This is a genomic window from Acidisoma sibiricum, from assembly GCF_057837225.1.
The window spans coordinates 1-14,228 of record NZ_CM174445.1; the positions used below are offsets into that span (position 1 = coordinate 1).

Here is a 14,228-nt window from a genome sequence, read left to right on the forward strand (position 1 = left end):
ATGGAGCTTCAGTTGAGAGCCGCATCCGACGTCAGGGTGGAAGGAAGCGAGACCGCCCCGCCGGCAGAGCTGTCGGCAGAATGGTCCCGCGTTCGGACACGTCTTCAAAATGAAGTCGGAGAGGTGGAGTATCGCACCTGGCTGCGCCAGCTTAGCCTGGGCGGCGCCGACGGCGACGAAGTCACCGTGCTGCTGCCGACCCGCTTTCTGCGGGATTGGGTGCGCAGTCACTATGGCGATCGTCTCAGCGCGCTGTGGCAGGCCGAGAACAACCGCGTCCGCCGGGTCGATATCCGCGTGGGCCAGGCGCAGCCTTTGGCGCCGCCGGTTGCACCGGCCGGATCGACACCGGCCGAAAGCGCGGCGCTGGCCGATGCCGGCGGCGTGACCATACCCGCCAGCGCCGATGCGCTGGACGATAAGACCGAGGGCCGCGGCGACGGCATCCTGCTCGACCCCCGCTATACTTTTGATACCTTCGTGGTCGGCAAGCCGAACGAATTCGCCTTTGCCTGCGCCAGCCGTGTGGCGGACCAGCCCTCCTCCCCCGGTTTCAACCCGCTGTTCCTGTATGGCGGTGTCGGTCTGGGCAAGACGCATCTCATGCATGCCATCGCCTGGAAATTGCAGACCGGACGGCGCCCCAGCGCGCCGCCGGTTTCGGTCGCCTATATGTCGGCCGAAAAGTTCATGTACAAATTCATCGCCGCAATCCGCAATCAGTCCACCATCGAGTTCAAGGACAATCTGCGCAGCGTCGACGTGCTGATGATCGACGACCTGCAGTTCCTGATCGGCAAGGACAATACGCAGGAAGAATTCTTCCACACCTTCAATGCGCTGGTGGATGCCGGCAAGCAGATCGTGGTCTCGGCTGACAAGTCACCCTCTGACCTGTCGGGCCTGGAAGACCGCCTGCGCACCCGGCTTGGCTGCGGCATGGTTGCCGATCTGCATGCGACCACCTTCGAGCTGCGCATTTCCATTCTGGAAGCGAAGGCCGCGAAAGCCAGCGTCTCTGTGCCGCCGCGGGTGCTGGAATTCCTGGCCCATAAGATCACCAGCAATGTCCGTGAGCTGGAAGGCGCGCTGAACCGGCTTGTTGCCCATTCCGCGCTGTTCCAGCGGCCGATCACGCTGGAGACCACGCAGGAGGTGCTGCATGACGTGCTGCGCGCCCATGACCGCCGCGTCACCATCGAAGAAATCCAGCGCAAGGTGGCCGAGCACTACAATATCCGCCTGACCGACATGGCGTCCGCCCGGCGGGCGCGCAATGTCGCCCGTCCGCGTCAGGTCGCGATGTTCCTGGCCAAGCAATTGACCAGCCGGTCCCTGCCCGAGATCGGCCGCAAATTCGGCAATCGCGACCATACGACGGTCATGCATGCCGTCTCCCGCGTGGCCGGGCTGATGGATGGCGATGCGGCCTTCGCCGAGGATGTGGAACTGCTGCGCCGGATGCTGGAATCCTGACCGGCTGACGCCGCGCGACACGCGACGCGCTTGGCAGTTTGGGCTATAGGTCCCTTGGTGCAGATCCTGCCAACCCGCTTGCCGGGCTGGCGGTTGCTGCTAATGTTCCGGCCCTTTTTGGCTTTCCGAGGTTAGACCATGAAATTCAAGGCCGAGCGTGCGGTGCTCTTGAAAGCCCTCGCCCATGTGCAAAGCGTGGTCGAGAAGCGCAATACGATTCCCATCCTGGCCAATCTCATGATGGTGGTGAAGGACGGCGCTCTCAGCCTGACCGCGACCGACATGGAGATCGCGATCGTCGAACAGGTGGCGGCGACCACCCTGCAGGATGGCGCGGCCACCGCGCCTGCCGCGACGCTGTACGAAATCGTCCGCAAGCTGCCGGACAGCGCCGAAGTTGAGCTGGAACATAGCGGCGGCGATGCCCCGCTCAGCTTGCGCGCCGGCCGCTATGCGACCAGCCTGATGGTGCTGCCGGTGGATGATTTCCCATCGATGACGGCGGGCACACTGCCCCATGCCTTCAAAGTGCCGGCCCAGCTGCTGCGCGGTATGATCGACCGCACGCGCTTCGCCATCAGCACCGAAGAGACCCGCTACTACCTCAACGGCATCTATCTGCATGCGGTGGCAAGCCCTGAGGGGCCCAAGGTTCTGCGCGCGGTGGCGACCGACGGCCATCGTCTGGCGCGGGTTGAGGAAGCACTGCCCGCAGGCGCCGAGGAGATTCCGGGCGTCATCATTCCGCGCAAGACCGTGCTGGAAGCCCGCAAGCTTCTGGACGAGGCGCAGGAGGATGTGGAGATCGCGCTGTCAGACACCCGCATCCAGTTCACCTTCGGCACGGTGCGCCTCACCAGCAAGCTGATCGACGGCACCTTCCCCGAATATGAGCGCGTCATTCCGCGCAATAACGACAAGATCCTGCGCGTCGATAAGAAGGATTTTGCCGAGGCCGTGGCCCGCGTCTCGGCCATTTCCACCGAAAGATCCCGGCCCGTGAAGCTGGCGCTGGAGCTGGACCGGCTGACTTTGTCGGCGGCAAGCCCGGACCAGGGATCGGCCACCGAAGAGCTGGATGGCGGCCGCGTCTCCTATTCATCGACACCGCTGGAAATCGGCTTTCAGGCCCGCTACCTGAACGACATCACCGACCAGATCGGCGGCGAGGTGGAGTTTCTGTTTTCCGACGGATCGGCGCCCACCGTGGTGCGCGATGCCGGTGACGCGACGGCCCTTTACGTCCTGATGCCGATGCGTGTCTGACCTAGCCACCACACTCGCGGCGGCGCCCTTCCATCTCACCCGCCTCGACCTCACCGATTTCCGCAGCTATCCGTCCCTGCATTGGCGGCCGCGATCCCGCATCACCGTGATCAGCGGTCCCAATGGCAGTGGCAAGACCAACCTGCTGGAGGCGCTGTCCCTGCTCGGCCCCGGGCGTGGTCTGCGTCAGGCCAAGGTCGTCGAATTCCCCCGGCTGCGGCCGGAGGGCGGCACCGCCTGGGCGGTCGCCGCCCGGGTGGTGACGCCCGATCTGGCGGAACCCTTGCAGATTGGGACCGGCAGCGGAGCGGAGGGTGGTGAGCGGCGCGTCATGCGCCTGGACGGAGCGCCGGCGAGCCAGGCGGAGCTTGCCTCTCATATCGCCATCACCTGGATCACGCCGCAGATGGAGCGGCTGTTCGGCGAAAGTGCGAGCGGGCGGCGCCGCTTCCTGGACCGGCTGGTCTGGGCTTTGGACCCGGCCCATGCCCGCGAGGTTGCCGCCCATGATGCGGCCATGACCCGGCGCAACCGGCTGCTGGCAGAGGGCCATGGCGATCCGGCCTGGCTCGCCGGGCTGGAAGACGGCATGGCCCGCCATGCGGTTGCCGCCACGGCCGCGCGGCGGGCGCTGATCACCCGCCTGAACGCCATGCTGGCCGAGGGTGCGGTTGCCCCCTTCCCGGCCGCCCGCCTGTCGCTGCTCTGCCCGATCGGCGATCGGCTGGCCGAGCAGCCGGCGCTGGCCGTGGAGGACTGGCTGCGCGGCGCCCTCGCCAAGTCACGCGGGCAGGATGCGGCATCGGGCGGTTCGTCGCTGGGCGCGCATCGGGCCGATTTCGCGATGGCGGATCTGGCAAGCGGCCGGCCAGCGTCGCTCGCCTCCACCGGACAGCAGAAGATGCTGCTGCTCGGCACCGTGCTGGGCCATGCGCTGGTCATTGCCGACGCCCGCGGCTTCGCACCCTGGCTGCTGCTGGACGAGCCGCTGGTGCATCTGGATGACACGCATCGCGCGGCCCTGCTGGACGCCCTTTTGCGCCTGCCGGCGCAGTGCTTTCTGACGGGCACCGATGCCGCCGCCTTCAGCCCGCTGCGTGACCGCGCCGATTACCTGCGCTGCATGGCCGCCGACCTGTCGCCGGAGCCGGGTTTCGCTAGGCCGCAGGTCGAAGAATCGCTATAGTCCTCTCTATTCCCTGCATTCTGGAGTGATTGTCGGCATGTCCGAACCCGCCGCGCCTACGCCCGTTGAGACGCCCGAAATCCATGTCTATGACGCAGCCTCCATCTCCGTCCTGAAGGGTCTCGATGCCGTCCGCAAAAGGCCCGGCATGTATATCGGCGATACCGATGACGGCTCGGGCCTGCACCACATGGCCTTCGAGGTTATCGACAATGCGGTCGATGAAGCCCAGGCCGGCTATGCGAGCAAGGTCGAAGTCAGCCTCAATGGCGACGGCTCGGTGACCGTGCGCGACGATGGCCGCGGCATCCCGACCGATATCCATCCCGAGGAAGGCATTTCGGCCGCCGAACTGGTGCTGACACGCCTGCATGCCGGCGGCAAGTTCAACCAGAATTCCTATAAGGTTTCCGGCGGTCTGCATGGCGTGGGTGCTGCCGTTGTCAACGCACTCTCCGAATGGATGGAAGTCCGCATCTGGCGGGAAAACCGCGAGCATTACATGCGCTTCCAGCACGGCGAGCCCGACGCCCCGCTGGTCGAGATCGGCCCTTCCCCGCGCGAACACGGCACCGAAATCATCTTCAAGCCCAGCGCCGGCACCTTCACCCATATCGAATTCGACTATGCCATTCTGGAACGGCGCCTGCGCGAACTGGCCTTCCTGAATTCGGGCCTTGATGTCACGTTGCGCGACGAGCGTCATGCGCCGGCGGTGGAAACGCGCTTTTTCTATGAAGGCGGACTGGTCGCCTTCGTCGAATGGCTGGACCGCGCCCGCGCGCCGATCTTCACGCCACCAGTGACCGGCAATCTGGAAGACAAGACAAGCGGCATCCGGGTGGAATTCGCGCTGTCCTGGAACGATTCCTATCACGAGACCATGCTGTGCTTCACCAACAACATCCCGCAGCGGGATGGCGGGACGCATCTCTCCGGCTTTCGCCAGGCCCTGACGCGCATTGTGACGAAATATTCCGAGGGCATGGGCAAAAAAGACAGCCTGGCGCTCACCGGCGACGATATGCGCGAAGGCCTGACGGCCGTGCTGTCGGTCAAAGTACCTGACCCGAAATTCTCCTCCCAGACCAAAGAAAAGCTGGTCAGCTCGGAAGTGACGCCGGCCGTGCAGGCGGCTGTGTCCGACGCGATCGGCCATTGGTTGGAGACACATCCCAAGGAAGCACGTGGCATCATCCAGAAGGTGATGGATGCCGCAAGCGCGCGTGAGGCCGCCCGCAAGGCGCGCGAACTTACCCGCCGCAAGGGTGTGCTGGATGTCTCGACACTTCCCGGCAAGCTGGCCGACTGCCAGGAGCGCGATGCCTCGAAATGCGAAATCTTCATCGTCGAGGGTGACTCGGCCGGCGGGTCCGCCAAGCAGGGACGTGACCGCAAATTCCAGGCAATCCTGCCACTGAAGGGTAAGATCCTGAATGTGGAACGCGCGCGGTTTGACCGCATGCTGGGCAGCGCCGAAATCGGCACGCTGATCACCGCACTCGGCACCGGCATCGGCAATGGCGAGATCGACCAGGGCGGCTTCAATGTTGAGAAGTTGCGCTATCATCGTATCGTCATCATGACCGATGCCGATGTCGATGGGTCGCATATCCGCACGCTGCTGCTGACCTTCTTTTTCCGCCAGATGCCCGAACTCATCACGCGCGGGCATCTCTATATCGCGCAGCCGCCGCTGTATCGCGCCAAGCGCGGCAATGATGAGCGCTACCTGAAGGATGACCGCGCCCTGGAAGACTTCCTGCTCAGCAAGGCGCTGGCGGAAGCACGCCTGACCTATGCGGACGGTGTCGTGATCGAGGCGAATGAGCTGCTGGAGGCTGTGGGCTTCCTGCGCGAGGCCTGGAACCGCGTGCGCCGTCTGGCGAGTGCGGCCCCCACGGCGATCATCGAACAGGCGGCGATCGTCGGCGCGCTCTCGGTGCCGGCGGATGACGGCGACGCGCTGAGCCATGCCCAGGTTCTGGCCGAGCGGCTGAACACGCTGATGCTGGACGGCGAAGCCGGCTGGATGGGCACCGGCGATCTGATGAGCGGCATTACCCTCGGCCGGCGCGTGCGCGGCGTGGGTGAGCGTTACACGCTGGATGCGGCGGCGCTGCGCAGCGCCGATGCGCGCTGGCTGGCCGAGCGGCGGGGGCGCATTGCTGCCGAATTCGCCAGCGCCGCGACGATCAAACTGGACAATCGTGAGGAGAAGGTGGCTGGCCCCGCCGCCGCCTTCGAGGCGATCCTGGCGCATGGAAGGCGCGGCCTGACCATTCAGCGCTTCAAGGGCCTAGGTGAAATGAACCCGGATCAGCTGTGGAAGACGACGCTGGACCCGAAACTGCGCACGCTGCTGCAGGTGAAGATCGGCGATGCCGAGGAGGCCGCTCAGGTCTTCTCGACGCTGATGGGCGATGTGGTGGAGCCGCGGCGCGACTTCATCGTCGGCAATGCGCTGAAAGTCGCGAATCTCGACATCTGAGACGTGTTTGTTGTAGCGCGACCCCAGGCCCTGCGACGCGGGGCCTGGACCCCGGGCCTTGTTACCGTCATCGACCGCCTCCACCTCTATCGCTCAGATAAGGGAGGATGTTATGGAACCGATGAAGCCCATGGCGCCGATGAGGCCAATGGAACCGATGAAGCCCATGTCCGCAGGCGAGGCATGGTGGCCTTCTGACCTGGGCCAGCCATCATCAAGCGGCAGCCAAAACGCGATCCGCTACGCATTTTTCGCTGAAAAAAGCCGTCTGCTGATCGAGCGGGACGGCAATTTGACGACCTATGACAGCGCGGGCCATCGCATCAGTGGCGTATCCCAGCAGCAAAGCCAGGGGCATGCGCTCGCGTTTACAAGTCAAGATGGTCTCGTGAATTTGGACGAGCTTCAAAAAATCAGCTGATCCCGCAAGGGACCAGCTAGGAGTACTGTTGTCTGGACCGCGGCGCCGGCGCTCAGGTTACACAGACTGTTGCGCCTGCCGCTCCGCCGACGCATGCAGCCGCCCGGCAATTGTAACATCGACGGCTGCAATGCCCACGACCATGAGTAGCCCGATCAGTGAGCCCTTCCGCTTCGGGTTTTGCGGCGTGACACCGGACGACAGGGTGCCGAGATCGAAGGCATCGCCTGCGACGCGCAGCCATATCCAGGGGGACGGATCACGCGCCAGGATGATGCCCAGACCGGTGACAATTTCCCGCGCACCCGTCGCACCGATGAGCGGCGCATTATGGATGCCTGTGAGCTTCGCGACCTTACGCCGCCCGAAGAAATCCGTGAGCCCGAGGCCGACAGATAGCCACCCAAGCGCACGGGCTACGGTCAAATCGGTTGATGAATAGCGATAGGGCATTGAATTTGGCTCCAAAAACTATTGACGGGCCCGGCTGACGTCACACGCGGACGAAGACCGCCTTGCGTCTTCAGCTCTCATCTTCCGGGGCCGTCGCATCCGGCTGCATCCACCCACTGACCCATTGGTAATGCGCTTTGCTTTCGGCGGGATGGGGACAAGCGGTCACTGGCTGTCCGGCATCCCGAGCGGCGCGACCTTCGCCCCGAATTTTAAGCTCGGCATCCGCGTTCAAAGCAGCTTCATCTGACATGAGAGAATCACACCTGGTAGCTGAGGACGCCGACCAGTCTGTCTTCGCGGCCATCCGCTGCCTTCAGATCAAGCCCCACCACAGTCAGGCTTTTGCTTTGCTGCTGGAAATCGCGCTCAGCCGTGGATGGCGACTTGAAGCGGAATGTCCGGCCATCATCCAGTAGCCCCAGCATTTCGCTGTTTTCTTGCAACTGGATGACGAATTTCTCGCCTTCCACCGGCTTTTCCGACGCTTTGACGTCAATCTGTGCCTGTGCGGGCATCGTGTTTTCTCCACGGAATGGGGGTGGCTCTGACGGCAGATTGGCGGAAGAGGCCTGGAAACAAGCCCTGTGATCCGGCGCGATTACCCGCCCTGATCAACTTCGAGTGCGCCCTCACCGCCTCTGCCCCGGCTTGTCCTGGCCGCCACAGGTCCAATCTGTCGCAAGAGCAACGCGCGGAGCCCGCGCATGCCTTGTGTGTTGTGAAAGGACAGCGTCATGGAATGTCGGGTCGATGGACAGGTCGCGATCGTGACCGGAGCCAGTTCCGGGATAGGCTATGGCTGCGCGGAAGCGCTGGCCGAGGCGGGCGCCGCCGTCACCATCAACTACAATAGCCACGCGGAACCCGCAGAGGAACTGGCCGCCAAGATCACGAAAGCTGGTGGACGGGCGCGCGCGATCGGCGCGGATGTCTCGAAGCCTGAGGATGTGGAGCGACTTTTTGCCGAAACGCTCGCTGCCTTCGGCGCTGTCGACATCGTGGTGGCCAATTCGGGCATGCAGAAGGACGCGGCCCTGGTGGATATGACGATCGAGGACTGGCGGAAGGTGCTGGACGTCAACCTCACCGGGCAATTTCTGTGCGCCCAGGCCGGCGTGCGGCAATTCCTTAAGCAGGGGGACCGCGGCGTTTCCAAAGCCCGCGGCAAGATCATCTGCATGAGTTCGGTACATGAGGTCATCCCCTGGGCCGGACACGTCAATTATGCGGCATCCAAAGGCGGCATCATGCTGATGATGAAGACGATGGCGCAGGAAGTGGCCGAACACGGCATTCGCGTCAACAGCATAGCACCCGGGGCCATTCGCACCGCGATCAACAAGGAAGAGACCGAAGGCGATAAAGCAAAGGCTCTGCTGAAACTGATTCCCTACGGCCGCATCGGCGATGCCGGCGATATCGGCCGCGCCGCCGTGTGGCTTGCCTGCGATCAGTCCGACTATGTGACGGGCACCACGCTTTTCGTTGATGGCGGCATGGCGCTGTACCCGGAATTCCGCGGCAATGGCTAAGGAGCAGCCGAAGCCTGCTGATATTTGCAACCATGGCGTCATCGGCGACCGCGCCACCATCGCCCTGGTAGCCGATGATGCCGCCATCAATTTTCTCTGCTGGCCGGATTTTGACAGCCCAACGCTCTTCGCCCGCCTGCTCGATCCTGATTGCGGCGTCTTCACGCTGCAGCCGGACCTCGCACAGGCGCGGCGCATGCAGTCCTATGTGCCGGACACCAATATTCTGGTGACGCGCTGGCTGTGTGAAACAGGCAGCGCCGAAGTTCTGGATGTATTGGTGCCCAAGGATGGACCAAACGGGGGCCCGACCCGGCTGGTGCGCCGCGCCACCGCGACGCGCGGGCGCGTTACCTTTCGCCTGCTGTGCCGCCCGCGCCCGGATTACGGCCGCGAGACACCAGCAGCGGAAGCGCATGACGGTGGCATCATCTTTCGCTCCGCGGCACTGGGCCCGCTGATCCTCAGCGGTCATGAGACGCTTCAAGCAGGTGACGGCGAGGCGTCAGCTGAGTTTAGCCTGGACGTCGGGCAGTCCGCGACCTTCATGCTGAGCAGCGGCGATGAGGATGAGGTCACCGATCAGGAAAGCCTCAACGCACTTATCGAAAGCTCGACCAAATTTTGGCTGGACTGGAGCCGACGCTCCACCTATCGCGGCCGCTGGCGGGAGACGGTGATGCGCTCCGCCCTTCTGCTCAAACTACTGACCTCGCGCCATCATCATTCGATTATTGCCGCGCCGACGTTCGGCCTGCCGGAAGCAAGCGGTGGCGTGCGCAACTGGGATTACCGTGCGACCTGGATCAGGGATGCATCCTTCACCGTCTATGCCTTCATCCGCCTCGGCTATGTCGAGGAGGCATCCAATTTCATGAACTGGGTGGAGGCCAGGGTCCGCGACAGCGATGCCGACGGCAGCCTGCAGGTGATGTATCGCATCGACGGCAGCAAGGATTTCCCGGAATCGGAACTCGACCATATGGCGGGCTATGAGGGGTCCCGCCCGGTGCGGATCGGCAATCAGGCGACCGATCAGCTGCAGCTCGATATCTATGGTGAGCTGATGGATAGCCTCTATCTCAAGAACAAATATGGCCGCGGCATCGCTTGGGAAAGCTGGGGCCATGTCACCCGCATGATCGGCTATGTCATTGCCCATTGGCGGGACCCGGATCATGGCATTTGGGAGTTCCGTGGCAAGCCAAAGCACTTTCTGCATTCGCGCCTGATGTGCTGGGTGGCGGTAGATCGCGCCATTCGGCTGGCCACCAAACGCTCTCTGCCCGCCCCATTCGACACGTGGACCGAAGCGCGCAACGCCATCTATGAGAGCATTCACGCCGATTTCTGGAATGAGGATTGCGGGCATTTCACGCAATGCACTGACAATACATCCGTCGATGGTGCCATGCTGCTGATGCCGTTGCTGCGCTTCATTGATGCCACCGATCCGCGCTGGTCCGCGACGCTCGACGCCATCACCGACAAGCTGACGGATGACGGCATGGTCTGGCGCTACCATGAGGATGACGGGCTGCCGGGTAAGGAAGGGTCCTTCACCGCCTGTTCCTTCTGGTATGTGGAATGTCTGGCCCGTGCCGGCCGGCTGCAGGAAGCCCATTTAAAATTTGAGCGCATTCTGAGCTACGGCAATCACCTCGGCCTGTTCGCCGAGGAGTTGAATGCGCGCGGCGAAGCCTTGGGCAATTTTCCTCAGGGTCTCAGCCACCTCGCGCTGATCAGCGCGGCCTTCTATCTGGATCGCGCGCTCTCGGACGGAGAGGGTGGAGACTGGCGGGCCTGACGCGGCTGCGGCTTGACCGGCGCGCCACCCTGCGTTTTGGTCCGCCCTTCGCCCACTGCCTGCGAAAGCGAGACCCTTATGACCGACAGCCGGCCGCGCATTGCCATGATTTCCGGGGCCAGTCGCGGCATCGGGGCGGCCATCGCCGCCCGCCTTGCGGCGAGCGGCTGGGGCCTGTCACTCGGCATGCGCCAGCCCAAGCCCGTGGGCGAGGCCTTTGTGCATGAGTATGAGGCCGGACGGCCGGAGGCGGAGCAGGACTGGGTGGCGGCGACCGTCGCGCATTTTGGCCGCATCGACGCGATCATCTGCAATGCCGGCATTTACGCCGAAACATCGGTGGTGGAGGCGACCGACGCCGAGATGGCGGCGCTGCTTTCCGTCAATGTTCTGGCGCCCCAGCGTCTGGCCCGCGCAGCCTGGCCGTATCTGGCAGACCATGGTCGTGGCCGCGCAATCATCATCTCGTCGCTGTCGGGTCTGCGCGTCGCCTCAGCCGGGTCAGGCGCCTATGCCATGACGAAATTCGCGGCCACTGCGCTGGCGCATGGCTTGCGCCATGCCGGCTGGGATCTGGGCATTCGCGCGACGGCGATCTGTCCTGGCTATGTGGCGACCGACATGGCGATGGCCATCACTGATACGCCGGCGAAGATGATGACACAACCCGATGATGTGGCACGCCTGGTCGAACTGGCACTTGATCTGCCCAATTCGGCCAGCGTGGCAGAAATGAGCGTGAACTGCGGGGTCGAAGGCCGCCTTTAGGCCGCTGTCACGGGGGGCGCGGTGGCACGAAACGCAAGCGCCAAGCCGATCACCCTCCCGTGAGGGAATGTTCCTGTATCGCTTCAATTGCGGCATTTAAAACGTTTTCTCCAAGAATTCATAAAGCCTGTTTTGACGACAAAACATTGGCCATGACGAAAAATTGAACGCTCGTCTTCGCACCCGAGAATACCAGACCAGCCCCCGTCCTTATCCAGCTTTGACCCAAATCAAGGCTGGCCCGGGCCCCTTCGGCCTAGGGTCACGTCGACAGTTCTGGTCCATCTGTGGTTGAGTGCTTTACCTCGGGTGCCAGAGACGACCGAACGTCGACGAGCCTACCAGAGCTACAGCTTCATAAAGCTGCCTCATACATATTTTGGTTTTGGAGACGCGCATGGCGACCGTTACGCAGTCTATTTCCGCCTATGGGCCCGCTCGTTCAACGGTCAGCGGCGCACCATTGGAGCCCGATGAACTGCGGCGCATTCAGCGATATTGGGACGCATCGCTCTATATGTCGGCCGGCATGATCTATCTGCGGGACAATGCCCTGCTGCGGAAGCCTTTGAAGTCCGACCATATCAAGAAGCGCCTGCTCGGCCATTGGGGATCAGACGCCGGACTGAGCCTGATCTATATCCATATGAATCGGCTGATCAAAAAATACGATCTGGACTCGATTTTTCTGGCCGGTCCCGGCCATGGCGCGCCCGCCGTTATCTCGAATACCTATCTGGAAGGCTCCTATTCGGAGATTTACAGCGACGTCTCCCAGGATGAGGAGGGGCTGACCCGCCTTTTCAAGCAGTTCTCCTTCCCCGGCGGCATCGGCAGCCATTGCACGCCAGAGACCCCCGGCTCGATCCATGAAGGCGGCGAACTCGGCTATTCCATCTCGCACGCCTATGGCGCGGCGTTTGATAACCCCGACCTGATCGTGACCGTGGTCGTCGGCGACGGTGAGTCCGAAACCGGCCCGCTGGCCACCGCCTGGCATTCCAATAAATTCCTCAACCCCGTGCGTGACGGCGCCGTGCTGCCTATCCTGCACCTCAATGGCTACAAGATCGCCAATCCCACCATCCTCGCGCGCATTCCGCATGAGGAAGTGGAGCATCTGTTCCGTGGCTATGGCTACGAACCCTATTTCGTTGAGGGGTCAGACCCCGAGAGCATGCATCAGGCGATTGCCGCGACGCTGGAGCACTGTGTGCAGGAAATCCGTCGCATTCAGGCGGAAGCCCGGGCGGCAGAAGGCCCGCTCGAGCGCCCGCGCTGGCCGCTGGTCGTGCTGCGCAGCCTGAAGGGCTGGACGGGGCCGAAGGAGGTCGACGGCCACAAGGTTGAAGGCTTCTGGCGGGCCCATCAGGTGCCACTCGCCGAAGTGCATGACAATCCGGCCCATCTGGCGCAGCTCGAAGCCTGGCTGCGCAGCTACAGGCCGGAAGAACTGTTCGACCAGAATGGCACCTTCATGGCGGATTTCGCCACGCTGGCACCCGAAGGCACACGCCGCATGGGCGCCAATCTGCATGCCAATGGCGGTTTGCTGCGCAAATCCCTGCGGATGCCGGATTTCCGCGACTATGCGGTGAAGACCAAGGTGCCGGGTCAAAAGGAAGTCGGCCCGACCGCCGTGCTGGCGCAGTTCCTCCGCGACATCGCGCGGCGCAATCCGAATAACTTCCGCGTCTTCAGCCCGGATGAAAATGCATCAAACCGGCTGACCGCCATCTATGAGGCGACCAAGAAGGTCTGGATGGGCGAGTATTTCCCTGAGGACGCTGATGGCGGCGAAATGACGCAGGACGGCCATGTCATGGAAATGCTCAGCGAACATACGCTGGAAGGCTGGCTAGAAGGCTATCTGCTGACCGGGCGGCACGGCTTTTTCTCGACATACGAAGCCTTCGTCCATGTCATCGATTCGATGTTCAACCAGCATGCCAAATGGCTGGAGAAGTCAAGCGAGCTGCCCTGGCGCGCCGATGTCTCCTCCCTCAATCTGCTCATCACCTCCACCGTCTGGCGGCAGGATCATAACGGCTTCACCCACCAGGACCCCGGCTTCCTCGATGTAGTGGCGAATAAAAGCCCGAGCGTGACGCGCATCTACCTGCCGCCCGACGCTAATTGCCTTCTGTCGGTCGGTGACCATTGCCTGCGCAGCAGCAACTACGTCAACGTCATCGTCGCCGACAAGCAGCCGCATCTCTCCTATCTCGATATCGAAGCGGCTGAAAAGCATTGCACCAAGGGCGCCGGAATTTGGGAATGGGCCAGCACCGACAAGGATAGTGAGCCCGATATCGTCATGGCAAGTTGCGGTGATGTGGCAACGATGGAGGCTCTGGCCGCGACCGAGCTGCTGCTGGGGCACTTCCCCGATCTCAAGATCCGCTTCGTCAATGTTGTTGATCTCTTCAGGCTGGTGCCGGATACCGAGCATCCGCACGGTTTTTCGGACCGGGAATTCGACGCCCTGTTCACGCCGAACAAGCCGGTCATCTTCAACTTCCACGCCTATCCCTGGCTGATCCATCGCCTGACCTACCGGCGGAACAACCATGCCAATCTCCATGTCCGCGGCTACAAGGAAAAGGGCAATATCAACACCCCGATGGAGCTGGCGATTCAGAACCAGGTCGATCGCTTCACGCTCGCGATCGACGCGATCGACCGCATTCCATCCCTGAAGCTGCGCGGATCGCACGCCCGCGAGGACTTGAAGAACCTGCAGATGGATTGCCGGCGTTATGCCTATGCCGAGGGCATCGACCAGCCGGACATCGTCAATTGGAAATGGAAGGGCCAGGGCTGAC

Annotated in this window: 12 protein-coding genes; 9 read left to right on the plus strand and 3 right to left on the minus strand. The window is 62.8% G+C overall.

Annotated features, from left to right (window positions below):
• Positions 1-36 precede the first annotated feature (36 nt).
• The 5 genes from dnaA to AC3G7M_RS00025 all read left to right on the plus strand — a co-directional run bounded on the left by dnaA (position 37) and on the right by AC3G7M_RS00025 (position 6,840).
• A complete protein-coding gene (gene dnaA, locus AC3G7M_RS00005) occupies positions 37-1,476 on the plus strand; it encodes a chromosomal replication initiator protein DnaA (RefSeq protein ID WP_489216102.1) in 1,440 nt (479 codons plus the stop codon).
• Positions 1,477-1,614: 138 nt separating this feature from the next.
• Positions 1,615-2,742, plus strand: coding sequence for a DNA polymerase III subunit beta (dnaN, locus tag AC3G7M_RS00010; protein ID WP_489213617.1), 1,128 nt, complete (start codon positions 1,615-1,617; stop codon positions 2,740-2,742).
• Positions 2,735-3,928: a DNA replication/repair protein RecF gene (gene recF, locus AC3G7M_RS00015; RefSeq protein WP_489213618.1), complete on the plus strand. Its 1,194-nt coding sequence runs from the start codon at positions 2,735-2,737 to the stop codon at positions 3,926-3,928. Before dnaN ends, recF begins: the two co-directional genes overlap by 8 nt.
• Before the next feature lie 37 nt (positions 3,929-3,965).
• Positions 3,966-6,419, plus strand: coding sequence for a DNA topoisomerase (ATP-hydrolyzing) subunit B (gyrB, locus tag AC3G7M_RS00020; RefSeq protein ID WP_489213619.1), 2,454 nt, complete (start codon positions 3,966-3,968; stop codon positions 6,417-6,419).
• A 112-nt stretch (positions 6,420-6,531) separates the two neighbouring features.
• Positions 6,532-6,840: a hypothetical protein gene (locus AC3G7M_RS00025; protein ID WP_489213621.1), complete on the plus strand. Its 309-nt coding sequence runs from the start codon at positions 6,532-6,534 to the stop codon at positions 6,838-6,840.
• A gap of 57 nt (positions 6,841-6,897) precedes the next feature.
• Here AC3G7M_RS00025 and AC3G7M_RS00030 read toward each other — a convergent pair whose 3' ends face one another.
• The 3 genes from AC3G7M_RS00030 to AC3G7M_RS00040 form a co-directional block, all read right to left on the minus strand.
• Positions 6,898-7,293 (minus strand): hypothetical protein, encoded by a 396-nt coding sequence (locus tag AC3G7M_RS00030; protein ID WP_489213623.1) that lies wholly within the window; start codon positions 7,291-7,293, stop codon positions 6,898-6,900.
• 70 nt (positions 7,294-7,363) lie between these two features.
• Entirely contained in the window at positions 7,364-7,462 is a 99-nt protein-coding gene (locus AC3G7M_RS00035) for a hypothetical protein (protein WP_489216104.1), read from the minus strand.
• A gap of 91 nt (positions 7,463-7,553) precedes the next feature.
• On the minus strand, positions 7,554-7,811 hold the full coding sequence (locus AC3G7M_RS00040) for a hypothetical protein (RefSeq protein WP_489213625.1): 258 nt from the start codon (positions 7,809-7,811) through the stop codon (positions 7,554-7,556).
• A 219-nt stretch (positions 7,812-8,030) separates the two neighbouring features.
• Between AC3G7M_RS00040 and AC3G7M_RS00045 the strand changes: the two genes are divergently transcribed.
• The 4 genes from AC3G7M_RS00045 to AC3G7M_RS00060 all read left to right on the plus strand — a co-directional run bounded on the left by AC3G7M_RS00045 (position 8,031) and on the right by AC3G7M_RS00060 (position 14,227).
• Complete coding sequence (locus AC3G7M_RS00045) at positions 8,031-8,828, plus strand: glucose 1-dehydrogenase (RefSeq protein ID WP_489213626.1); 798 nt, start codon at positions 8,031-8,033, stop codon at positions 8,826-8,828.
• A complete protein-coding gene (locus AC3G7M_RS00050) occupies positions 8,821-10,635 on the plus strand; it encodes a glycoside hydrolase family 15 protein (protein ID WP_489213627.1) in 1,815 nt (604 codons plus the stop codon). The genes AC3G7M_RS00045 and AC3G7M_RS00050 overlap by 8 nt, the downstream gene beginning before the upstream one ends.
• Positions 10,636-10,713: 78 nt before the next feature.
• On the plus strand, positions 10,714-11,403 hold the full coding sequence (locus AC3G7M_RS00055; RefSeq protein WP_489213628.1) for an SDR family NAD(P)-dependent oxidoreductase: 690 nt from the start codon (positions 10,714-10,716) through the stop codon (positions 11,401-11,403).
• A gap of 397 nt (positions 11,404-11,800) precedes the next feature.
• Complete coding sequence (locus AC3G7M_RS00060) at positions 11,801-14,227, plus strand: phosphoketolase family protein (RefSeq protein WP_489213630.1); 2,427 nt, start codon at positions 11,801-11,803, stop codon at positions 14,225-14,227.
• Position 14,228: the final 1 nt, after the last annotated feature.